A 23,802-nucleotide genomic window follows, 5' to 3' on the forward strand; every position below is an offset into this window, starting at 1 on the left:
AAGATATTTCACCGGGATCGGCAAACCAGGTCCCGCAGACGCTGACGCGGCACCGCTTTAACCCGCCTTCCGGAAAGCCCGGCTGGAAACTGAAATGGAGTTCAGGCACGGGTCCTTGGCATTGGCGTAGACATAGCCGTCGGCTTTGTGAATGGGGCCGAAATCCAGGCCGTTTTCGGCGCTTCGCCGGCAGAACGCCTCGACATCTTCGACGTCGAAGACAAGTTTGACGATCGCCTGGCCGCTCCTTAGCCCCCGGCCGGCCGGATGCAGCATGATATTGACGCCGCCGTCCTGCGCCACCAGTTCGACGATCCTGTCGCCCGGCAGCCGCATCGCCCGGAAACCGAAATGCGTTTCGTAGAAAAGCGCTGTCGCCTCGACGTCCTTCGCATAGATCACCAGCCTGCCGAGCGGCACGATATCCTCCAAAGGTTTCCGACCACATCCCCCAGAGTTACCCAACATCCCCATTTCCCGCTACAGCGCTTGTAAATTATTCTCATCCGTGCTAATGACCGACCAGTCAGTCATAACTGAGAATATAGACGATGCCCGAGAAGAAAAGAGAGAAACGCGACCCTCAACAGCGGCGAGCCGATATCCTGGCCGCCGCCTTCGCCTGCTTTTCCGAGCGCGGTTTTGCCGCCACCCGGATGGAGGATGTCGCGGCCCGTGCCGGCATCGCCAAGGGCACCGTCTACCTGCATTTTCCGGACAAGGAGGCGCTGTTTACCGAACTCGTCTCCGGCATCGCCACGCCCATCCTTGGAGAGATCGAGGGGCTGGTAACCAACGAGGCGATCGCGCCGCGTTTCGCGGTGTCGATGTTCTACGCTCTTTTCAAACGCGAGGTGCTGGAGACCGACCGCCGCCATCTGCTGCGGCTGATCCTCGCCGAAGGTCCTATGTTTCCTTCCGTGACCGAATTTTACCACCGCGACATCATCTCCAAGGGTCTTGGCGTGCTGCGCATCCTCCTGAAACGGGCGGCCGCCCGCGGCGACCTGCGCAATCCAGCCATTGCCGACGTGCCGCAGATCGTCATCGCCCCGGCGCTGCTGTCGATCGTGTGGACGACGTTGTTCGAGGCTTACGAGCATCTCGACACCCAAAAACTGTTCGACGCTTTTCTCGAAACCCTGTTCGTGCCGGAAGGAGGAGCGAAGTGAAGCGTATCCTCGTCATCGTTTTCTTGGCGGGCGCCGCCATTGCCACCCTGCCCTTCCTCTTCGCCGATAAGCCGCCACGCCCCTACCAGGGTTGGGTCGAAGCAGATACGCTGTTCATCGGTGCCGAAAGTGCCGGCCGGCTCACCCTGGTAAGCATTGCCGAGGGCGCAACGATCGCAGCAGGCGCGCCGCTCTTCAGGCTAGACTCGTCAAGCGAAGAGGCCGCTGTCGCCGCGGCCCGCGCAGCGCTTGCCCGCTCACAGGCCGAACTGGATCTGGCGCATGCCGCCCAGAAGCGCCCCCAGGAGATCGACGTGCTGCGCGCCTCCGAGCGCGAAGCCTCCGCCCGGCTGGAGCTTGCCGAACAGGATCTCGACCGCACCCGGGTTCTCGTCGAGCGCGGCACCGCGACCCGCGCCAATCTCGATACCGCGACCGCCACCGAAGCCGCCAACCGCGCCGCCCTCGACAACGTCCACAGCCAGATCATCCTCGCCGCCCTCCCCGCCCGCGATGAGACGCTACGACAGACGGAGGAATCGGTCGCCGCCGCCAAGGCCGATCTCGCCTCGGCGCAGGCGGCGCTGGCCCGTCGCTCGGTTTCGGCACCCGCCGCCGGCAGCATCGAGACGCTCTATTACAGGAACGGCGAAGTCGTGCCCGCCGGCCGCCCGATCGTCGCGCTCTTGCCGCCCGAAAATGTCCGCATCCGCTTCTTCGTGCCGGAAACCGAGATCGCCCGCCTGTCGCTTGGTCAGCCGGTCCATGTCACCTGCGACGCCTGCCGGCCGTCCGACGCAAAAGTCAGCTTCATCGCCAGGAACGCGGAATACACGCCGCCGGAAATCTACAGCCTCGAAGAGCGCGCAAAACTCGTCTACCGCGTCGAGGCCATCCCGACCGATCCCAAGGCGCTCCGCCCCGGCCAGCCGGTCGACGTCCTGCCTGGGCCACGCCCATGACCGCCGCCGAAACCTACAAAGTCGACGCTCCGGAAACCATGATCGACGTCCATCACCTGACCAAGAGCTTTGGCGGCCGCAAGGTGGTCGACGACCTCTCCATGTCGGTGAGGAAAGGCCGCATCCACGGCTTTCTCGGCCCCAACGGTTCCGGCAAGACGACCACCATCCGCATGCTCTGCGGCCTCTTGACGCCCGATAGCGGCAACGGCACCTGCCTCGGCTTCGACATCCTGACCGAAAGCGACCGCATCCGCCGTCGGGTCGGTTACATGACCCAGAAATTCTCGCTCTACCAGGACCTGTCGATCCGCGAAAACCTCGAATTCGTCGCCCGCGTCTACGGCCTCTCCGACGCCCGCGGCAAGGCGAGTGCTGCCATCGAACGCCTCGGACTCAAGGGCCGCGAGAAGCAGCTGGCCGGCGAACTTTCCGGCGGCTGGAAACAGCGCCTCGCGCTCGGCGCCTGCATCCTGCCCGAACCGGCACTTCTTCTCCTCGACGAACCGACCGCCGGCGTCGACCCGAAGGCCCGCCGCGACTTCTGGAACGAGATCCACGCGCTTGCCGCCAACGGCCTCTCGGTGCTGGTCTCCACCCACTATATGGACGAGGCCGAGCGCTGCCACGAGATCGCCTATATCGCCTACGGAAAACTGCTCGCCGAAGGCACGGTGGACGAGGTGATCGCCGGCACCGGCCTCGTCACCTTCACCGTCTCCGGCCCGGGCGCCGACCGTCTGCAAGCGGAACTCGAACATGCACCCGGTGTCGACATGATCGCCCCCTTCGGTACCAGCCTGCATGTCGCCGGCCGCGATGCCGCGGCTCTCGAACAGGCGATCGCTCCCTATCGCGACAGGCCCGGCCTCAAATGGGAAAAGGGCGAGCCGACACTCGAAGACGCCTTCATCGACCTGATGCGCCGCTCGGAGGACAATTTCAAATGACCCCGGCGCCCCGTAATACCAACGGCAGTGGCTCTCCGGGCGGCAGCTCCTTCGGCCGCTTCTGGGCGATGACGGTCAAGGAATTCATCCAGATGACCCGCGACCGCATCACGCTCGCGACCATGGTCATGCTGCCGATCATGCAGCTCTTCCTGTTCGGTTTTGCCATCAACACCACGCCGCACAACCTGCCGACCGCCGTGCTGATGCGCGAAAACAGCGATGTCGGCCGCTCCATCCTTGCCGCCTTGAAGAACACCGATTTCTTCGAGGTGAAGACCGTCGTCACCCGCGCCGAGGACATGGATGCCCTGCTGCAGTCCGGAAAGGCCCTGTTCGTCGTCGAAATTCCCGAAGGGTTCGAACGGTCGCTGCGCCGCGGCGATTCTCCCTCACTGCTCGTGGCAGCCGACGCCACCGATCCGGTAGCCGCCAGCTCGGCGCTCGGTGCGCTCTCCGGCATCATCTCGACCGCGCTCGAAAACGACCGCCAGGTCGCCTTCACTGAGCCGGTAAAGCCCGCCTTCCAGATCGTCCAGCACCGCCGCTACAACCCGGCCGGTTCCTCGACCTTGAACATCGTCCCCGGCCTGCTCGGTACGATCCTCACCATGACGCTGCTGATCTTCACCGCCCTTTCCGTCACCCGCGAGGTCGAGCGCGGCACGATGGAGAACCTGCTCTCCATGCCGATCAAGCCGCTGGAGATCATGCTCGGCAAGATCGCGCCTTACGTGCTGATCGGCCTCATCCAGGCTCTGGTGATCATCGGCGTCGGCGTCCTTGTCTTCCGGGTTCCGATCCTCGGCGATCCCCTGTCGCTGACCGCCGCGACCGCCCTCTTCGTCATCACCAACCTGTCGATCGGCTACACCTTCTCGACGGTTGCCGCCAACCAGCTTCAGGCCATGCAGATGGCGATGATGTTCTTCCTGCCGAACATCCTTCTCTCCGGCTTCATGTTCCCCTTTGCCGGCATGCCGAACTGGGCGCAGTGGATCGGCGAGGCGCTGCCGCTCACCCACTATATCCGCATCGTCCGGGCAGTGATGCTGAAGGGCGCCAGCATCGAGACCTTGGCCTATGACACGCTGGCGCTGGCCGGCCTGATGGCCGTCGCCATGCTGATCGCGGTCCGCCGTTTCCGCCGCACGCTGGATTGAAGACTGCAAACCCTACGTATTTCACCGGTATTGCCGCATCGCGATAAGCTTGGAATACGCCTTGCTTTATTCTCGTGCATTGCACAAAATCCCGGCAACGATCATCGATCGGTCAGCGTAAAGGCCGGCAAGGGGAAGTATGTCGATCAAGGCGAGTATCTACCACCTTACCCATTACATGTACGACAAGCCCGTCCGTCTCGGACCGCAGATCATCCGCCTCAAACCGGCCGCCCATTCGCGCACCAAGGTGCTCAGCCATTCGCTGAAGGTGACGCCGTCCAACCACTTCGTGAACCTGCAGCAGGACCCCTACGGCAATTATCTCGCCCGCTTCGTCTTTCCGGACCCGGTCACCGAGTTCAAGATCGAGGTCGACCTCGTCGCCGACATGACGGTCTACAATCCCTTCGACTTCTTCGTCGAAGAGGACGCGATGAAATGGCCGTTCAGCTATCCGCCGGAACTGGTCGAGGACCTGTCGATCTACATGGTGCCGGAGCCGCCGGAACCGGCGCTCGTCGATTATCTGAAGACTTTCGACATGTCCCCGGGTCAGCCGACGGTCGACATGATCGTCGGCATCAACGCCCGCCTGCAGCAGGCGATCGGTTATGTCATCCGTATGGAGCCGGGCGTGCAGACGCCGGAACAGACGCTGACTTCCGCCATGGGGTCCTGCCGCGACACCAGCTGGCTGCTTGTCCAGATCCTGCGGCATCTCGGCCTCGCCACCCGCTTCGTCTCAGGCTACCTCATCCAGCTCACCCCGGACCTGAAGGCGCTCGACGGTCCCTCCGGCACCGAAGTCGATTTCACCGACCTGCATGCCTGGTGCGAAGTCTATCTTCCCGGCGCCGGCTGGGTCGGTCTAGACCCGACTTCCGGGCTTCTGACCGGCGAAAGCCATATCCCGCTTGCCGCCACCCCGCATTTCCGCAACGCCGCGCCGATATCAGGCGGCTATTTCGGAGAGGCTGACACCTCCTTCGCCTTCGACATGAAGGTCAACCGGGTCGCCGAACATCCGCGCATCACCAAACCCTTCTCCGACGAATCCTGGGATGCGCTGAACGACCTCGGCGAGCAGGTCGACCGCGTGCTGAAGGCGCAGGACGTACGCCTGACGATGGGCGGCGAGCCTACCTTCGTGTCGATCGACGATTTCGAATCCGGCGAATGGAACACCGATGCCGTCGGCCCCACCAAACGCGAAAAGGCCGACATCCTGATCCGCAAGCTGCGCGAGCGTTTCGCGCCCGGCGGCTTCATGCATTACGGTCAGGGCAAGTGGTATCCGGGCGAAACTCTGCCGCGCTGGACGTTTTCGCTCTACTGGCGCAAGGACGGCCGGCCGATCTGGACCAATCCCGACCTCGTCGCCGAGGAGGGCCGCGATTACGGCATCGGCGAACAGGATTCCGCCAAGCTCCTGACCGGCATCGCAAGCGAACTCGGCATTGCCCCGGACATGGTCGTACCGGCCTATGAGGATCCGGCGGAATGGATCATCAAGGAAGGCAACCTGCCGGACAATGTCGATCCGTCCAATTCCAAACTCAAGGATCCGGAGGAACGCAACCGCATCGCCCGTGTCTTCGAACGCGGCCTGACCAGTGCCAGCGGTTATGTCCTGCCCGTCCAGGCATGGAACGCGCAGGCCACGGGAAGCTCGGCGGCTAAACGCTGGATCAGCGAGAGGTGGCGCACGCGCCGTGGCAAGATCTTCCTCGTGCCCGGCGACAGCCCGGTCGGTTACCGCCTGCCGCTCGGCACCCTGCCCTATGTTCCACCGTCGCAGTTTCCCTATATCCACGAGGCCGACCCCTCGATCCCCCGCCAGCCGCTGCCCGAGGCGATCATCCCGACCGGCCGCGCCATGCCTGAATCCTCGTTCAAGGCAGGCGACGCCGCCAATCCCGGCCGCGTCGAACAAACACTCGGCGAAATCGGCGGCGCGGTGCGTACCGCGATTTCGGTCGAAGCCCGCGACGGCCGGCTCTGCGTCTTCATGCCGCCGGTCGAAAAGATCGAGGACTATCTCGAACTGATCGCCGCTGCCGAAAACGCCGCCACCGCACTCGGCCTTCCCGTCCATATCGAAGGTTATGCGCCGCCGCATGACGAGCGCATCAACGTCATCCGCGTCGCACCCGACCCCGGCGTCATCGAGGTCAACATCCATCCGGCCGCCAGCTGGAAGGAAACCGTGTCGATCACCACCGCCATATACGAGGAGGCTCGCCAGAGCCGGCTCGGCGCCGACAAGTTCATGATCGACGGCCGCCACACCGGCACCGGCGGCGGCAACCACGTCGTGGTCGGCGGCGCCAATCCGAACGACAGCCCGTTCCTGCGCCGCCCCGATCTGTTGAAGAGCCTGGTGCTGCACTGGCAGCGCCATCCGTCGCTCTCCTATCTGTTCTCCGGCCTGTTCATCGGCCCGACCTCCCAGGCGCCGCGCATCGACGAGGCCCGCCACGATTCGATGTACGAGCTGGAAATCGCGCTTGCCCAGGTGCCGGCGCCCGGCCAGGGTGCTCCGCCACTGCCGTGGCTGGTCGACCGCCTGTTCCGCAACTTGCTCACCGACGTCACCGGCAACACCCACCGTTCGGAAATCTGCATCGACAAGCTGTTCTCGCCGGACGGCCCGACCGGACGGCTCGGCCTCGTCGAGTTCCGCGGTTTCGAAATGCCGCCGAATGCCCGCATGTCGCTTGCCCAGCAATTGCTGGTCCGGGCGCTGATCGCCCGCTTCTGGAAGAACCCGCTGCAGGGCCGGTTCGTGCGCTGGGGAACGGCGCTCGCCGACCGCTTCATGCTGCCGCAGTATGTCTGGGCCGACTTCATGGACGTCCTCCAGGACCTGCGCGAAAACGGCTTCGACCTGCGTCCTGAATGGTTCGAGGCGCAGCTGGAATTCCGCTTCCCCTTCTTCGGCGAGGTCGAATACGAAGGTTCAAAGCTCGAACTGCGCCAGGCGCTCGAACCCTGGCACGTGATGGGCGAGCAAGGCGCCATCGGCGGCACCGTGCGTTATGTCGATTCGTCGGTGGAACGCCTCCAGGTCCGGCTCGAAACCACCAATCCGGCCCGCTATACCGTCGCCTGCAACGGCCGTGCCGTGCCGCTCAAGGGCACCGGCACGTCCGGCGTCTCGGTTGCCGGCGTCCGCTTCAAGGCCTGGCAGCCGTCCGCCGGCCTGCACCCGGTCCTGCCGGTTAATACGCCGCTCACGTTCGACATATATGATACATGGTCCGGCCGTTCGATCGGCGGCTGCATCTATCACGTTGCCCATCCGGGCGGGCGTAGTTATGACACCTTCCCGGTCAACGGCAACGAGGCGGAAGCGCGCCGGCTCGCCCGGTTCGAACCATGGGGGCATACCGCTGGAAGTTATACGCTTCTGGCCGAAACGCCGTCGCCCGAATTCCCGCTGACGCTCGATCTGCGCCGGCCGCAAGGAGTCTGAAACGCCCGATGTCCAAGACACCGGCAACCGAACGCAAGGCAAAAGAGGGGATCGCTCGCGATCCCCTGCTTGGTTATGCCGCGCTGCCGGGCGTTGCCGACGAGATGCTCGACGCGAACGGCCAGATCCGGCCGGTCTGGCGCAACCTGATCTCCCATCTCGGCCGCATGACCGAAGGCGAGCTGCGCGAGCGTTTCGCCCGCGCCGACCGTTACCTGCGCGATGCCGGCGTTTTCTACCGCACCTACGGCGCTCAGGGGAGCGGCGAGCGCAACTGGCCGATCAGCCACGTGCCGGTGCTGATCGACGGCCGGGAATGGGAAACCGTCTGCAGGGGCCTCGTGCAGCGCGCCAATCTTCTGGAAGCGCTGATCGCCGATATCTACGGTGAGAACAAGTTGGTGCAGGAAGGTTTCCTGCCGCCCGCGCTGATTGCCGGAAATTCCGAATTCCTGCGCCCGCTGGTCGGCGTCAAGCCGGTCGGCGGTCACTACCTGCATTTCTGCTCCTTCGAGATCGGACGCGGCCCGGACGGAAACTGGTGGGTGCTTGCCGACCGTACCCAGGCGCCGTCGGGTGCCGGTTTCGCGCTGGAAAACCGCGTCGCCACCACCCGCGCCTTCTCCGACATCTATGCCGAGAGCCATGTCCACCGGCTGGCCTCCTTTTTCGGTGCCTTCCGCGATGCGCTGCAGTCTCACAAGCAGCACCCGGACGACCGCATTGCCGTGCTTTCGCCCGGTCCCGCCAACGAGACCTATTTCGAACACGCCTATATTGCCCGCTATCTCGGTTTCATGCTGCTCGAAGGCGAAGACCTGACGGTCGTCAACGACCGCGTCATGGTTCGCACCGTCGCCGGCCTCAAACCGGTCGGCGTGCTCTGGCGCCGTCTCGATGCGGCTTACGCGGATCCGCTCGAGCTCAACCAGCATTCCCATATCGGCACCCCCGGCATGGTCCAGGCGCTACGGGCCGGCGCGCTGACCTTCGTCAACGCGCTCGGCTCCGGCATTCTCGAAACTCGTGCGCTGCTCGCCTTTGCCCCGACCGTCTGTCGGCGGCTGATCGGCGAGGACCTGATCATGCCCTCGATCGCCACCTGGTGGTGCGGGCAGAAAAAGGAACGCGAGCACGTCGCCAAGAATATCGAGCGGATGGTCATCGGTCCCGCCTATTCGCGGTTGCCCTTCTTCGACGACAATGGCCAGTCGGTGCTCGGCTCGTCGTTGCGCAAGACGGCCAAGGAAACGGTCGGCGAATGGCTTGCGACCGAAGGCGCCAAATTGGTCGGCCAGGAGGTGGTGACGCTTTCCACGACGCCCGTCTATGTCAACGGCAAGCTCACCCCGCGGCCGATGTCGTTGCGCGTCTTCGCCGCCCGCACCGAACACGGCTGGCAGATCATGCCGGGCGGTTTTGCCCGCATCGGCGCCGGCGACGACGTGGCGGCGATCGCCATGCAGTCCGGCGGGGCTGCGGCAGACGTCTGGATCGTCAGCGACAAGCCGGTCGCGAGGGCGACGCTTCTGCCGCCCGAGGAGAGTTTCACCCGCAACATGCCCGGCAGCCTGCCGAGTCGCGCCGCCGACAATCTCTATTGGTTGGGGCGTTATATCGAGCGGGCCGAAGGGGCGCTGCGCATCCTGCGCGCCTGGCACCAGCGTTATGCCGAATCCGCCGATCCGAACGCGCCGCTGCTCGCCGACGTCACCCGCTACCTCAAGGGCACCGACATCGAGATGGTGAAGGCGGTGCCCGCAACGCTTTTGCGCAATATCGACAGCGCCATCTATTCGGCAAGCAATATCCGCGACCGCTTCTCGCCGGATGGCTGGCTGGCGCTGACCGATCTTGCCAAGACCGCCCGCCGCTTCCACGACACCGTGCATGCCGGCGACGACGCCTCGCATGCCATGACCATCCTGCTGCGCAAGCTCGCGGGCTTTGCCGGTCTGGTGCATGAAAACATGTACCGTTTCACTGGCTGGCGTTTCCTGTCGATCGGCCGTCATCTCGAACGCGGCATGCACATGACCCGCCTGCTCGGCCACATGTCCGGCCCGGATGCGCCGGACGGCTCGCTCGACATGCTGCTCGAAATCGGCGACAGCGTCATGACCCATCGCCGCCGCTACAACGTCGCCACCGCAAGGTTGACGGTCGCCGACCTCTTGGGGCTCGACCCGCTCAATCCGCGCTCGATCCTCTTCCAGCTGAACGAGATCCGCACCGAAGTGGAACAGCTGCCGAACGCCTTCGTCAACGGTCAGATGTCGCCCTTCTACCGCGAGGCGATGCGGCTGCATTCCGGCTTGGCAGTGATGACCCCGGAAGGGATGAGCGAGGATACCTACCGCAAGCTCGAACAGGAGATGGAGAAGCTGTCCGATATTCTCGGCCAGACTTATTTCAGCTGATGCTCTACGATCTCTCGCTTCACATGGGTTATACCTACGACGTGCCGGCCTCGGGCGCCCGCCACGTCATCCGCCTGCTCCCATTGTCGCTGCCTGACCGGCAGCGGCTGATCGCCGGCTCGATCACCGTCGGCCCGAATGCCGAGGAGCGGACCACCTTCATCGATTTCTTCGGCCAGTCGGCGACCTCCGTGCTGCTGCGCGCGCCGCACGAAACGCTCGACATCCGCATGCAGGCCCGGGTCATGGTGGAAGCCACCTCGATGACCGCGGACCTGTCGCCGGAACTGACGACGCTCGCCGACGAGCTGGCGGATTTCTGGTCGGTCGATGCCGCCTCGCCCCATCACCTGACGGGCGCCAGCCCGCGGCTTACCGAAGAGCCGCTGATCGCGGCCTATGCCCGCGAGATCGCCAGGCCCGGCCAGACGGTGCGCGAGATCGCCCTCGCCGTCTGCGCCCGCATCTACAAGGACTTCACCTACGACGCCAAGGCGACCAATGTCGACACCACGCCGAAAGAGGCCTTCCGGCTGAAGCGCGGCGTCTGCCAGGATTTCACCCATATCATGATCGTCGCGCTCCGCAGCCTCGGCATTCCGGCCGGGTATGTCAGCGGCTTTCTGCGCACCATTCCGCCGCCGGGCAAGGAACGCCTCGAAGGCGCCGACGCCATGCACGCCTGGGTGCGGATCTGGTGCGGCGAGACCATGGGTTATATCGAACTCGATCCGACAAACAACATTCCGGCCGGCAGCGACCACATCGTCGTCGGTTACGGCCGCGATTATTCCGACGTCGCCCCGGTCATCGGCATGCTCAAAGGTTACGGAAACCAAAAAGCCGAGCAAGCCGTCGACGTCATTCCACTGAAATCATGAAATCCCGCCCCGTTTTGGCGCTGATTTCTGTGGTCCGCTAAAATTGCAACGAATGGTTTAAACCTTCCTATACCCGCCAGGAATACACCGGAGATGTTCAAATGAATTGAACGGATCTGGGGGCTATGATGAGGCACACGCTTTTTGGGCGGTTGGTGAAGGACCGCGCAGGTAATTTTGGCATCATAACGGCAGCCATGCTTCCTGTGCTGCTGGCTGTAGGCGGTGTCGCGGTCGATCTGACCCACGTGATGGAAGAAAAGAACAAGCTGCAGGCGCTCGCCGACAGCGCCACGCTCGCCGCCGCGGCCGCCATGGCCGACAAGGGCACCATGACGGTTGAGGAGGCTCAGACCCTCGCCAAGAATTTCCTGCTTGGGCCCAAGAAGGCCGACATCCGGAACTCCGGCCTGCCTACCGCTGAGCAGGACGCCGCGATCGCCAAGATCGAGAAAGACACCACAGCCCTTGCGACCATCGCGACGACCTCGAACACTGCGGCCAGTTACGAAGTCAGCATGAAGTCCGCCTATGAGGTGCCGCTGACGGGGCTGACGTCGTTCGTCGGCTTCACCACCATGCGTGTCAGCGTCGACAGCAAGTCTGCGAGCGGCCGCGAAGGCAATGCGCTCTCCATGTATCTGGCGCTCGACGAATCGGGCTCGATGGCCTGGGATACGACGACGGTCGACCCGACCAACCCCACCAAGCAGGAAAGCTACGACTGCTCCACCGGCTGGCAGTACAAGACCTGCACCAGGACCGTGCCGAACTACCTGTCCAAGATGCTGTCGCTGAAGACCGCGGCCGCAGTGATGTTCGCGGAACTCAAGAAGGCCGACCCCGGCAACGAGCTGATCCGCGTCGGCGCCGACAGCTACGACGACAAGACCAAGACTGAGCAGAAAATCGACTGGGGCACAACCGCCGTGTCCACCTATGTCAACAAGCTGCCGGCCGTCCCGGACGGCGGTACCGACGCCAGTGGCGCGATGACCAACGCCGTCAACGCGCTGAAGGCCGCCAATGCCACCGAAAAGACCGCGCACGACAGCAAGAAGAACACCTCTTTCGAGCGTTTCATCGTTTTGATGACGGATGGAGAAATGACCGGCAACAGCTCGAGCTGGAACAAGACGCTGGATACCAAGGTGCGTGGCATCTGCGATCAGGCCAAGACCGACGGCATCAAGATCTACACGATCGCCTTCATGGCCCCGGCCAATGGCAAGAGCCTGCTCGAATACTGCTCGAGCGGCAAGGCCGAATATTATTACGAACCGGACGACATGACGACGCTGGTCGAGAGCTTCGGCGAGATCGCCCGCAAGGCCGCCAAGACGGGTACCCGCCTGACCAACTGAACCTGCCTTCCAGAAAGGCCGCAAAAACGCCCCGCCCTCACCGGCGGGGCGTTTTTCGTTGGTCTTGTCCAGCCGATACACGCAAAGATAAATCGGTCATTGCGCAGTGTCATAACGGTGCATAAACTGTCTCTATACATCATGCCAGATGGACTGAATCGGACGCCCTTCCTCCCGCTCCCCAGAAAGTTGGCGACATATGAACAATACGTCTTCTCCGGTCGAAATTCCTCAGCCGGCCCCCCGCAGCTCTCGCCCCGAAATCATGGCGGAAGAGATCATCGAGCGCCTGACCTACCGTATCGGCAAGGACGCGAAGGTGGCGAAGCCCCACGACTGGCTGACCGCCACCATCTTGGTTGTGCGCGACCGCATCATCGACACCTGGATGGAATCGACCCGCAAGGTCTATCGGACCGGCGGCAAGCGCGTCTATTACCTGTCGCTTGAATTCCTGATCGGCCGCCTGATGCGCGACGCGGTCAGCAACATGGGCCTGATGCAGGAAATCCGCGACGCGCTGTCTTCGCTCGGCGTCGACATCGACGTGATTGCGGTTCTGGAACCGGATGCCGCACTTGGCAACGGTGGTCTCGGCCGGCTCGCTGCCTGTTTCATGGAGAGCATGGCGACCGTCGACATCCCGGCCTATGGCTACGGCATCCGCTACGTACACGGCCTGTTTCGTCAGCAGATGGCAGACGGCTGGCAGGTCGAGCTTCCGGAAAGCTGGCTCGCCCACGGCAACCCCTGGGAATTCGAACGCCGCGAAAGCTCCTACGAGATCGGTTACGGCGGCACGGTCGAAACGGTCGGCGGTTACGACGAGACGCCGCGTTACGTCTGGAAGCCGGCCGAACGCGTCATCGCCATGGCCTATGACACGCCGGCCGTCGGCTGGCGCGGAAAACGCGTCAACACGCTGCGCCTCTGGTCGGCCCAGCCGATCGACCCGATCCTATTAGATGCCTTCAACGCCGGCGACCACATCGGCGCCCTGCGCGAAAGCAACAAGGCAGAAAGCCTGACCCGCGTCCTCTACCCGGCCGATGCCAACCCGGCCGGCCAGGAATTGCGCCTGCGCCAGGAGTTCTTCTTCTCGTCGGCCTCGCTTCAGGACATCCTGCGCCGCCACCTGCAGCAATATCCGGACTTCACCAACCTGCATGAGAAGGTCGCGATCCAGCTCAACGACACCCACCCGGCCGTGTCGATCGCCGAGCTGATGCGCCTCCTGACCGACATCCACGGCATGGATTTCGAGCAGGCCTGGTCGGTCACCCGCCAGACCTTCTCCTACACCAACCACACGCTCTTGCCGGAAGCGCTGGAAACCTGGCCGGTGCCGCTGTTCGAGCGCCTTCTGCCGCGCCACATGCAGATCGTCTATGCGATCAATGCCCTGATCCTGATCGAGGCGCGCAAGCAGAAGAGCTTCTCCGACACCCAAATCCGCTCGATCTCGCTGATCGACGAAAGCGGCGACCGTCGCGTCCGCATGGGCAACCTTGCCTTTGTCGGCTCACATTCGGTCAATGGCGTCTCGGCCCTGCATACCGACCTGATGAAGGTCACGGTGTTCGCCGATCTGCACACGATGTATCCCACCCGCATCAACAACAAGACCAACGGCATCACCCCGCGCCGCTGGCTGATGCAATGCAACCAGGGTCTCACCTCGCTCATTCAGGAAGCGATCGGCGACGAGTTCCTCGACAATACGGATGCCTTGAAGGGGCTCAATGCCCATGCCGACGACAAGGCGTTCCAGGAGAAGTTCGCCGCCGTGAAGCGGGCCAACAAGGTGCAGCTCGCCAATCTCGTCGGCAGCCGCATGGGCATCCGCATCGATCCGTCGGCAATGTTCGATATCCAGATCAAGCGCATCCACGAATACAAGCGCCAGCTTTTGAACATCATCGAAGCCGTCGCCCTTTACGACCAGATCCGCTCGCATCCCGAACTGGACTGGGTCCCACGCGTAAAACTGTTCGCTGGCAAGGCGGCGCCGAGCTATCACAACGCCAAGCTGATCATCAAGCTCGCCAACGACGTGGCTCGCACAATCAACAACGACCCGGCCGTCCGCGGCCTGCTGAAGGTCGTTTTCGTGCCGAACTACAACGTCTCGCTCGCTGAAATCATCGTTCCAGCCGCGGATCTTTCCGAACAGATCTCAACCGCCGGCATGGAAGCATCCGGCACCGGCAACATGAAGTTCGCGCTGAACGGCGCGCTGACCATCGGCACGCTCGACGGCGCCAATGTCGAGATGCGCGACCATGTCGGTGAGGAAAATATCGTCATCTTCGGCATGACTGCCGACGAAGTCGCCAAGGTGCGCGAAGAAGGCCACCAGCCCCGCGCCATCATCGAGAAGTCGCGTGAACTGGCCCAGGCGCTCAACGCGATCGCCACGGGTGTCTTCTCGCCGGACGACCGCTCCCGCTTCACCGGCCTGATCGACGGCATCTACAATCATGACTGGTTCATGGTCGCCGCAGATTTCGACGCCTACGCGGAAGCCCAGCGTAACGTTGACCAAATTTGGTCCGACCCTAAATCCTGGTATTCGAAGACAATTCGCAATACCGCCCGGATGGGATGGTTCTCCTCGGACAGAACTATTCGTCAGTATGCGTCGGAAATCTGGAGAGCCTGATGAAAAAATCGCCGCGCGTCGATGACGGGAGAGCCCCAGGCGAGATTCCGTTATCCGAGATCGAGGCGATTTTGGAAGGCAGGCATACCAATCCCTTTGCCGTCCTCGGGCTCCACAAGCTCGGGGATGGTTTCAGGGTTCGCTGTTTCGTGCCCGGAGCGGAGGCGGTCACCGCCCTTTCGCTGAATGGCACCGAACTCGGAGAACTGAAGCGCCGCCACGACGCCGGATATTTCGAGGGCGTCGTCAACGCCACCCATCTCCAGCCGATCCGTTACCGCGCCCGCCGCGGCGATGACGAATGGGCGGTGACGGACCCCTATACGTTCGGCCCGGTGCTCGGCCCGATGGACGACTATTTCGTCCGCGAAGGCTCGCATCTGCGCCTGTTCGACAAGATGGGCGCACATGCCCTGAAACACGAGGGCGTCGAAGGTTTCCACTTCGCCGTCTGGGCGCCGAACGCCAAGCGCGTTTCCGTCGTCGGCGACTTCAACGGCTGGGACGGTCGCCGACACGTGATGCGGCTGCGCGTCGATACCGGGATATGGGAAATCTTCGCCCCCGACGTACGGGCCGGCTCTGCCTACAAGTTCGAGATCGTCGGCAAGAACGGCAAGCTCCTGCCGCTGAAGGCCGATCCCTATGCCCGGCGTGCCGAACTGCGGCCCAACACCGCCTCGGTCACTGCACCCGAACTCTCCCAGAAATGGGATGATGCCGCCCACCGGGAATTCTGGGAAAAAGCGAACCACCGCCGCCAGCCGATCTCGATCTACGAAGTGCATGCCGGCTCCTGGCGCAAAAAGCCGGACGGCTCCTTCCTCTCCTGGGACGATCTCGCTTCGGAACTGATCCCCTATTGCACCGACATGGGCTTCACCCATATCGAATTCCTGCCGATCACCGAACATCCTTTCGACCCGTCCTGGGGTTACCAGACGACCGGGCTTTTCGCCCCGACCGCCCGCTTCGGCGAGCCGGAAGGGTTTGCCCGCTTCGTCAACGGCTGCCACAAAGTCGGTCTCGGCGTCATCCTCGACTGGGTGCCGGCGCATTTCCCGACCGATGCCCATGGCCTGCGTTTCTTCGACGGCACGGCGCTCTACGAGCATGCCGACCCGCGCCAGGGCTTCCACCCGGACTGGAATACGGCGATCTACAATTTCGGCCGCAACGAAGTCCTCTCCTACCTCGTCAACAACGCGCTCTACTGGTCGGAAAAATTCCATCTCGACGGCCTGCGCGTCGATGCCGTCGCCTCCATGCTCTATCTCGACTATTCGCGCAAAGAGGGCGAGTGGGTACCGAACGAATATGGCGGGCGCGAAAACCTCGAAGCGGTGCGCTTCCTGCAGAGGATGAACTCGCTTTCCTATGGCGCCCATCCGGGCGTGATGACGATCGCCGAGGAGAGCACGTCCTGGCCGAAGGTCTCGCAACCCGTCCACGAGGGTGGCCTCGGTTTCGGCTTCAAATGGAATATGGGCTTCATGCACGACACGCTGAGCTACCTGCAGCGTGAACCGATCCACCGCAAACACCATCACCACGAACTCACCTTCGGCCTCCTCTACGCCTATTCGGAGAATTTCGTCCTGCCGCTGTCCCACGACGAAGTGGTGCACGGCAAAGGTTCGCTGATCGCCAAGATGGCCGGCGACGACTGGCAGAAATTCGCAAACCTGCGGGCCTATTACGGTTTCATGTGGGGTTATCCCGGCAAGAAGCTGCTGTTCATGGGCCAGGAATTCGCCCAATGGAGCGAATGGAGCGAAGCCCGCTCGCTTGACTGGAACCTGCTCCAGTACCATCCGCACGAGGGCATGCGCCGCTTGGTGCGCGATCTCAATTTCTGCTACCGCTCGAAACCCGCACTGCATGCCCGGGACTGCGAGGGCGAAGGTTTTCAGTGGCTGATCGCCGACGACGCGGAAAATTCCGTTTATGCCTGGCTGCGTATGTCGCCGGGAGAAAAGCCCGTGGCGGTGATCAGCAATTTCACCCCTGTCTATCGTGAGAATTTCCGTATCCCCTTGCCAATCGAAGGCAGATGGCGGGAAATATTGAATACCGACGCCGAGATCTACGGCGGCAGCGGCAAAGGCAATGGCGGTCGCGTTCACGCTGTGAACGCGGGAGGAACCATCCAGGCCGAAGTCACGCTACCGCCGCTCGCGACGATCATGCTCGAACTGGAACAAGCATAAGGGACCTTGGGAGGGAACGATGAACGAGAAAAGAATTCAGCCTCTATCGCGCGATGCCATGGCCTATGTGCTTGCCGGCGGTCGCGGCAGCCGATTGAAGGAACTCACCGACCGCCGCGCCAAGCCGGCGGTCTATTTCGGCGGCAAGGCGCGCATCATCGATTTCGCACTGTCGAACGCCCTGAATTCCGGCATCCGCCGCATCGGTGTGGCGACGCAATACAAGGCGCATTCGCTGATCCGCCACATGCAGCGCGGCTGGAACTTCTTCCGGCCCGAACGCAACGAGAGCTTCGACATCCTCCCCGCCTCCCAGCGCGTCTCCGAGACGCAATGGTACGAAGGCACCGCCGACGCTGTCTTCCAGAATATCGACATCATCGAGGCCTACGCGCCTGAATACATGGTCATCCTCGCCGGCGACCACGTCTACAAGATGGACTACGAATACATGCTCCAGCAGCATGTGGACAGCGGCGCCCAGGTCACCGTCGGCTGCCTGGAAGTGCCGCGCATGGAAGCCACCGGCTTCGGCGTCATGCATGTCAACGAGAAGGACGAGATCATCGCCTTCGTCGAGAAGCCCGCCGATCCGCCCGGCATTCCCGGCAATCCCGGTTTCGCGCTCGCCTCGATGGGCATCTACGTCTTCCACACCAAGTTCCTGATGGACGTGCTGAAGCGCGACGCCGAAACGCCCGGCTCCAGCCGCGACTTCGGCAAGGACATCATTCCCTATATTGTCGAGCACGGCAAAGCGGTCGCCCATCGGTTCGCCGATAGCTGCGTTCGGTCCGATTTCGAGCGCGAACCCTATTGGCGCGACGCAGGCACGGTCGACGCCTACTGGCAGGCCAATATCGACTTGACCGAAATCGTTCCGGGGCTTGATATCTATGACAAGTCCTGGCCGATCTGGACCTATGCGGAGATCACCCCGCCAGCGAAATTCGTCCATGACGACGAAAACCGCCGCGGCTCGGCGACCTCGTCGGTCGTTTCAGGCGACTGCATCATTTCCGGTTCGTCGCTCAATCGCAGCCTGCTCTTCACCGGGGTGCGCGCCAATTCCTATTCCCGCCTCGAGGGCGCTGTCGTGCTGCCGAACGTCCGGATCGGAAGGCGCGCGCAGCTTCGCAATGTCGTCATCGATCACGGTGTAACCATTCCGGAAGGCCTGGTGGTAGGCGAGGATCCCGAAATCGATGCGAAGCGTTTCCGGCGCACCGAAAACGGTATCTGCCTGATCACCCAGACGATGATCGACAAACTGGACCTGTAACGCGTTATGGAAGTGCTTTCGGTTGCGTCCGAAGTCTATCCGCTGGTCAAGACCGGCGGACTTGCCGATGTGGCCGGGGCGTTGCCGCTGGCGCTGAAAGGCCATGGCGTTTCGGTCAAGACGCTGATGCCCGGTTATCCGGCGGTGATGCGGGCCGTCAAGGGCGCCAAGCTCCGCCTGAGTTTCGAAAACCTGCTCGGCGCCAGGGCCGACGTGCTCGAAGTCGAGCATCAGGGGCTCGATCTCCTGATCCTCGATTCGCCGGTCTTCTTCGACCGCCCGGGCGGCCCTTATGCCGATGCGACCGGCAAGGACCATTTCGACAACTGGCGTCGTTTCGCAGCCCTCTCCAAGGCCGGTGCGATGATCGCTCAGGGCGCCATAGCGGACGGCGATGGCGGCTGGCGGCCTGATATCGTCCACGTCCACGACTGGCAGGCGGCGATGGTGCCGGCTTACATGCGCTATTCCGACGAGCCGGAAGTGCCGACGCTCACCACCATTCACAACATTGCCTTCCAGGGCCAGTACGGCGCCGACATCTTTCCCTATCTCGATCTGCCGGCGCACGCCTTTAGCATCGAAGGCGTCGAATATTTCGGCGGCGTCGGTTTCCTGAAAGCCGGGCTGCAGACGAGCTGGGCAATCTCGACCGTCAGCCCTTCCTATGCCGAGGAGATCCTCACCCCAGAATTCGGCATGGGCCTCGAAGGCCTGCTGACGATCCGCCAGGGCGACCTGCACGGCATCGTCAACGGCATCGACGCCGAGATCTGGGACCCGGCGACCGACCCCGCCGTGAAAACCCACTACAACGCCACCACGCTGAAGACCCGCGCCGAGAACAAGCGGGCGGTCACTGAGCGCTTCGGTCTCGACCGGGAGGCTGGACCGCTCTTCTGCGTCATCTCGCGGCTCACCTGGCAGAAGGGCATGGACCTGCTGGCCGAAACGCTCGACGACCTCGTCGCGATGGGCGGGCGGCTGGCGGTGCTCGGCTCCGGCGACCGGGCGCTCGAAAACGCCTTCCATGCCGCAGCCAAACGCCACCCCGGCAAGGTCGCCGTCCTCTCCATCTATGACGAGCCGCTCTCCCACCTGATGCAGGCGGGCTGCGATGCGATCGTCATCCCCTCGCGCTTCGAGCCCTGCGGCCTCACCCAACTCTACGGCCTCAGATACGGCTGCATTCCGGTCGTAGCCCGCACCGGCGGTTTGAACGACACCGTCATCGACGCAAGCCATGCCGCGATCGCCGCCAAGGCCGCCACCGGCATCTCTTTCAGCCCGGTCACCACCGACAACCTGCGCCGGGCGCTTCGCCGCACCGTTGGCCTCTACCATCAGCCCAAGGTCTGGACGGGGATGCAGAAGCAGGGCATGAAATCCGATGTATCCTGGGAAAGGAGCGCCGGACTTTATGCCGGCCTCTATTCCAGCCTCATTGCCAAAAAAGGTTCCTGACCATGATCAAGACCGTCACCACCACTCCCTATCAGGATCAGAAGCCGGGCACGTCCGGCCTGCGCAAGAAGGTCCCGGTCTTCGCGCAAGTGAACTATGCGGAGAACTTCATCCAGTCGATCTTCGACAGCCTCAAAGGCTTCGAGGGCCAGACGCTGGTGATCGGCGGCGACGGCCGCTATTACAACCGCGAGGTCATCCAGAAGGCGATCAAGATGGCCGCGGCCGCCGGCTTCGGCAAGGTCATGGTCGGCCAGGGCGGCATCCTCTCGACGCCCGCCGCCTCCAACATCATCCGCAAGTACAAGGCCTTCGGCGGCATCATCCTCTCGGCCAGCCATAATCCCGGCGGTCCGACCGAGGATTTCGGCATCAAGTACAATATCGGCAATGGCGGCCCGGCTCCGGAAAAGATCACCGATGCGATCTTCGCCCGCTCCAAGGTCATCGACACCTATAAGATCGCCGATGTCGTCGATCTCGATCTCGACGCGATCGGCTCCTTCGACGTCGCCGGCATGACCGTCGAGGTGATCGACCCGGTCGCCGACTATGCCGAGCTGATGGAACAGCTGTTCGACTTTCCGTCGATCCGCGCCTTGATCGCCAGCGGCGTCAATGTCGTCATCGATTCGATGGGCGCCGTCACCGGCCCGTATGCGCGGCAGATCCTCGAAAACCGCCTCGGTGCACCGGAAGGCTCGGTGCGCAACGCCGTGCCCCTGCCAGATTTCGGCGGCCACCACCCGGACCCGAACCTCGTCCACGCCAAGGAACTCTATGACGACGTCATGAGCCCCGACGGGCCGCATTTCGGTGCCGCGTCAGACGGCGACGGCGACCGCAACATGATCGTCGGCAAGGGCATGTTCGTCACCCCGTCCGACAGCCTGGCGATCATCGCCGCCAACGCCACCGTCGCTCCCGGTTACGCCCGCGGCATCGCCGGGATCGCCCGCTCGATGCCGACCAGTGCTGCCGCCGACCGCGTCGCCGAAAAACTCGGCATCGGCATGTACGAGACGCCGACCGGCTGGAAGTTCTTCGGCAACCTCCTTGACGCCGGCAAGGCGACCGTCTGCGGCGAAGAAAGTTTTGGCACCGGCTCGGACCACGTGCGCGAAAAGGACGGCCTCTGGGCGGTGCTCTTCTGGCTGAACATCATGGCCGCCCGCAACGAAAGCGTCGAGGAGATCGTCAAGTCGCACTGGGCCGAATACGGCCGCAACTACTATTCCCGCCACGACTACGAAGAGGTCGATTCGGAAGCCGCCAATCTGCTGATCACCGCCCTGCGCGACAAGCTGGCGACCCTCCCCGGCCAGTCGTTCGGCGCGCTGAAGGTCGCAACGGCCGACGACTTCGCCTATCACGATCCGATCGACGGCTCGGTCTCCAAGAACCAGGGCATCCGCATCCTCTTCGAAGGCGGCTCCCGCGTCGTCTTCCGCCTCTCCGGCACCGGCACCTCGGGCGCCACGATCCGCGTCTATGTCGAGCGCTACGAGCCGGACGCGTCGCGCCATGCGATCGACACCCAGGAAGCGCTCGCCGACCTCATCGCCGTCGCTGACCAGATCTCCGATCTCCGCAAGAGGACAGGCCGCGACAAGCCCACTGTGATTACCTGATGGCTTCTCGCGCTCAAATCGGGAGGCCGATGGATGCCTTTACCCCCCTCTGCCCTGCCGGGCATCTCCCCCTCAAGGGGGGAGATTGGCAAGACGCACTGCTTTCCTTCCTCGCCGACGCTAACGGTGGCCGAGACGTTGCTCCATCCGATCTCCCCCCTTGAGGGGGAGATGCCCGGCAGGGCAGAGGGGGGTAAAACCGTTGGCCAGACCCTCTGACCCGAAACTCGGCGTATCCCTGACCGCAGACGGCGCTGACTTCGCCGTCTGGTCGCACCATGCCGAGCGGATCGAACTCTGTCTCTTCGACGCCGAGGGAAAGAAGGAAACCGCCCGCCACCGGCTGGTGCGCGGCCGGGACGACATCCACCGCATCTCGGTGCCGGCGCTCGGTGCCGGCGCCCGTTACGGCTACCGCGCCTGGGGTGCCTACGATCCCGACAACGGCTCCTGGTTCGACTCCTCCAAACTGCTGGTCGATCCCTATGCCCGCGAACTGGATCGTCCCTTCCGGCACGACGCCCGGCTCTCCATGTTCGGCGTCGACACCGCCGATCTGGTCCCGAGGGCGATCGTCACCCGCGATCCGCTCGCCAAGATCGGCCGGCCGATCCTGCCGTCCGGCGGCTTCGTCTACGAGGTCGCGGTCAAACCCTTCACCATGCTCCACCCGGCGATCCCGGAAAAACAGCGCGGTACGGTCGCAGCGCTTGCCCATCCCTCGATCATCGCGCACCTGAAGAAGATCGGCGTCGATGCGATCGAGCTGATGCCGATCACCGCCTGGATCGACGAACGCCACCTTCCCCCGCTCGGCCTTACCAACGGCTGGGGCTACAACCCGGTCGCCTTCATGGCGCTCGATCCACGCCTCTGCCCCAGCGGCATCAAGGAACTGCGCGAGACGGTCGCAACGCTGCACCAGGCCGGCATCGGCACCATCCTCGACCTCGTCTTCAACCATACCGGCGAGAGCGACCGGCAGGGCGCGACGCTCTCCATGCGCGGCCTAGACAACCGCTCCTATTACCGCCATGTCTATGGCGAGCCCGGCCATCTGGTTAACGATACCGGCACCGGCAACACGGTCGCCTGCGACCATCCTTATGTCCGCCGGCTGATCATCGACACGCTCCGCCATTTCGTCGTCCATGCCGGCGTGGACGGGTTCCGTTTCGACCTTGCCCCCGTCCTCGGCCGCACGGAAAGCGGTTTCGATGCCAAGGGCGAGACCCTGAAGGCGATGATCTCCGACGAGGCGCTAAAGGACCGCATCCTGATCGCCGAGCCCTGGGATATCGGGGCCGGCGGCTACCAGCTCGGCAATTTTCCGGAACCCTTCCTCGAATGGAACGACCGCGCCCGCGACGACATGCGCCGCTACTGGCGCGGCGACCAGTGGACGACCGGCGCGCTCGCGACGCGACTTTCGGGGTCATCGGATGTTTTCGAAAGGTCCGGCCGCAGCCGCACCGTCAACTTCCTCGCCGCCCATGACGGCTTCACCCTGATGGATCTTGTCTCCAACGAGCACAAACACAACGAGGCGAACGGTGAACAGAACCGCGACGGCCACGGCGAGAATTTCTCCTGGAACAACGGCGTTGAAGGCGAGACCGACGATGCGGCGATCAACGAGAACCGCCGCCGCGATGCCGCGGCCCTCATCTCCACCCTGTTTGCCAGCCGCGGCACGGTCATGCTCACCATGGGCGACGAAGCCGGCCGCAGCCAGCGCGGCAACAACAATGCCTATTGCCAGGACAATGCGATCACCTGGTTCGACTGGAGCAAGATCGACAAGGTGCTTGTCGAACATACCGCCATGCTCGCCGCCCTTCGAAAACGCTTCGCAGTCTTTTCGGAAACCTCCTTCTTCACCGGCGGCGGCGATGTCGAATGGCTGTCCGCCTCCGGAAAGCCCATGGAGGTCGGCGACTGGGAAAATTCCGGCAATCCGGTGCTCGGAATGGTGCTGAAGACGCTCGACCGGCAGACCGATAGGGACACCCGCATCGCCATTCTCTTCAACCGCGGCCACGAGCCGGCAAGCTTCGCCCTTCCCGGCTGGGGTTGGAAACATTTCGCCTCCGGCGAGCTGTGGAACCAGGTGCTTTCCGCCCGTTCCGTGCGTTTCTGCATCGAGGAATAACGCGCTGCAAA

The 23,802-nt window shown here is 63.3% G+C and carries 15 protein-coding genes; 14 read left to right on the forward strand and 1 reads right to left on the reverse strand.

What is annotated here, in order from left to right; genetic code table 11:
• Positions 1 to 57 precede the first annotated feature (57 nt).
• Positions 58 to 420: a VOC family protein gene (locus tag ACZ9IU_RS17670; RefSeq protein ID WP_038549602.1), complete on the reverse strand. Its 363-nt coding sequence runs from the start codon at positions 418 to 420 to the stop codon at positions 58 to 60.
• A gap of 131 nt (positions 421 to 551) precedes the next feature.
• Between ACZ9IU_RS17670 and ACZ9IU_RS17675 the strand changes: the two genes are divergently transcribed.
• The 14 genes from ACZ9IU_RS17675 to glgX all read left to right on the forward strand — a co-directional run bounded on the left by ACZ9IU_RS17675 (position 552) and on the right by glgX (position 23,791).
• Positions 552 to 1,172 (forward strand): TetR/AcrR family transcriptional regulator, encoded by a 621-nt coding sequence (locus tag ACZ9IU_RS17675; protein ID WP_038545172.1) that lies wholly within the window; start codon positions 552 to 554, stop codon positions 1,170 to 1,172.
• The gene (locus tag ACZ9IU_RS17680) at positions 1,169 to 2,134 is read left to right on the forward strand and encodes an HlyD family secretion protein (protein WP_038545174.1); all 966 of its coding nucleotides are present in this window, start codon (positions 1,169 to 1,171) and stop codon (positions 2,132 to 2,134) included. The genes ACZ9IU_RS17675 and ACZ9IU_RS17680 overlap by 4 nt, the downstream gene beginning before the upstream one ends.
• The gene (locus ACZ9IU_RS17685; protein ID WP_038545176.1) at positions 2,131 to 3,084 is read left to right on the forward strand and encodes an ABC transporter ATP-binding protein; all 954 of its coding nucleotides are present in this window, start codon (positions 2,131 to 2,133) and stop codon (positions 3,082 to 3,084) included. Before ACZ9IU_RS17680 ends, ACZ9IU_RS17685 begins: the two co-directional genes overlap by 4 nt.
• Positions 3,081 to 4,247 (forward strand): ABC transporter permease, encoded by a 1,167-nt coding sequence (locus tag ACZ9IU_RS17690; protein WP_038545179.1) that lies wholly within the window; start codon positions 3,081 to 3,083, stop codon positions 4,245 to 4,247. The genes ACZ9IU_RS17685 and ACZ9IU_RS17690 overlap by 4 nt, the downstream gene beginning before the upstream one ends.
• A gap of 139 nt (positions 4,248 to 4,386) precedes the next feature.
• Complete coding sequence (locus ACZ9IU_RS17695) at positions 4,387 to 7,725, forward strand: transglutaminase family protein (RefSeq protein WP_038545182.1); 3,339 nt, start codon at positions 4,387 to 4,389, stop codon at positions 7,723 to 7,725.
• Positions 7,726 to 7,733: 8 nt separating this feature from the next.
• Entirely contained in the window at positions 7,734 to 10,145 is a 2,412-nt protein-coding gene (locus ACZ9IU_RS17700; RefSeq protein WP_038545185.1) for a circularly permuted type 2 ATP-grasp protein, read from the forward strand.
• Positions 10,145 to 11,026 carry a transglutaminase family protein gene (locus ACZ9IU_RS17705; RefSeq protein WP_038545188.1) on the forward strand — a complete coding sequence of 294 codons (882 nt, stop codon included), beginning with the start codon at positions 10,145 to 10,147 and terminating at the stop codon, positions 11,024 to 11,026. Before ACZ9IU_RS17700 ends, ACZ9IU_RS17705 begins: the two co-directional genes overlap by 1 nt.
• A 125-nt stretch (positions 11,027 to 11,151) precedes the next feature.
• Complete coding sequence (locus ACZ9IU_RS17710; RefSeq protein ID WP_038545190.1) at positions 11,152 to 12,390, forward strand: vWA domain-containing protein; 1,239 nt, start codon at positions 11,152 to 11,154, stop codon at positions 12,388 to 12,390.
• Between the two features lie 199 nt (positions 12,391 to 12,589).
• Positions 12,590 to 15,052, forward strand: coding sequence for a glycogen/starch/alpha-glucan phosphorylase (locus ACZ9IU_RS17715; RefSeq protein ID WP_038545192.1), 2,463 nt, complete (start codon positions 12,590 to 12,592; stop codon positions 15,050 to 15,052).
• A complete protein-coding gene (gene glgB / locus ACZ9IU_RS17720; RefSeq protein WP_038545195.1) occupies positions 15,052 to 17,262 on the forward strand; it encodes a 1,4-alpha-glucan branching protein GlgB in 2,211 nt (736 codons plus the stop codon). The genes ACZ9IU_RS17715 and glgB overlap by 1 nt, the downstream gene beginning before the upstream one ends.
• 19 nt (positions 17,263 to 17,281) lie before the next feature.
• Positions 17,282 to 18,544, forward strand: a complete 1,263-nt coding sequence (glgC, locus tag ACZ9IU_RS17725) for a glucose-1-phosphate adenylyltransferase (RefSeq protein WP_038545199.1) — start codon at positions 17,282 to 17,284, stop codon at positions 18,542 to 18,544.
• Between the two features lie 6 nt (positions 18,545 to 18,550).
• A complete protein-coding gene (gene glgA, locus ACZ9IU_RS17730; RefSeq protein WP_038545202.1) occupies positions 18,551 to 20,008 on the forward strand; it encodes a glycogen synthase GlgA in 1,458 nt (485 codons plus the stop codon).
• A gap of 2 nt (positions 20,009 to 20,010) precedes the next feature.
• Complete coding sequence (locus ACZ9IU_RS17735) at positions 20,011 to 21,639, forward strand: alpha-D-glucose phosphate-specific phosphoglucomutase (protein WP_038545205.1); 1,629 nt, start codon at positions 20,011 to 20,013, stop codon at positions 21,637 to 21,639.
• 202 nt (positions 21,640 to 21,841) lie between these two features.
• Positions 21,842 to 23,791 carry a glycogen debranching protein GlgX gene (gene glgX / locus ACZ9IU_RS17740; RefSeq protein WP_038545208.1) on the forward strand — a complete coding sequence of 650 codons (1,950 nt, stop codon included), beginning with the start codon at positions 21,842 to 21,844 and terminating at the stop codon, positions 23,789 to 23,791.
• The last annotated feature ends 11 nt before the right edge of the window (positions 23,792 to 23,802 follow it).

The organism is Mesorhizobium sp. USDA 4132 (genome assembly GCF_056279545.1).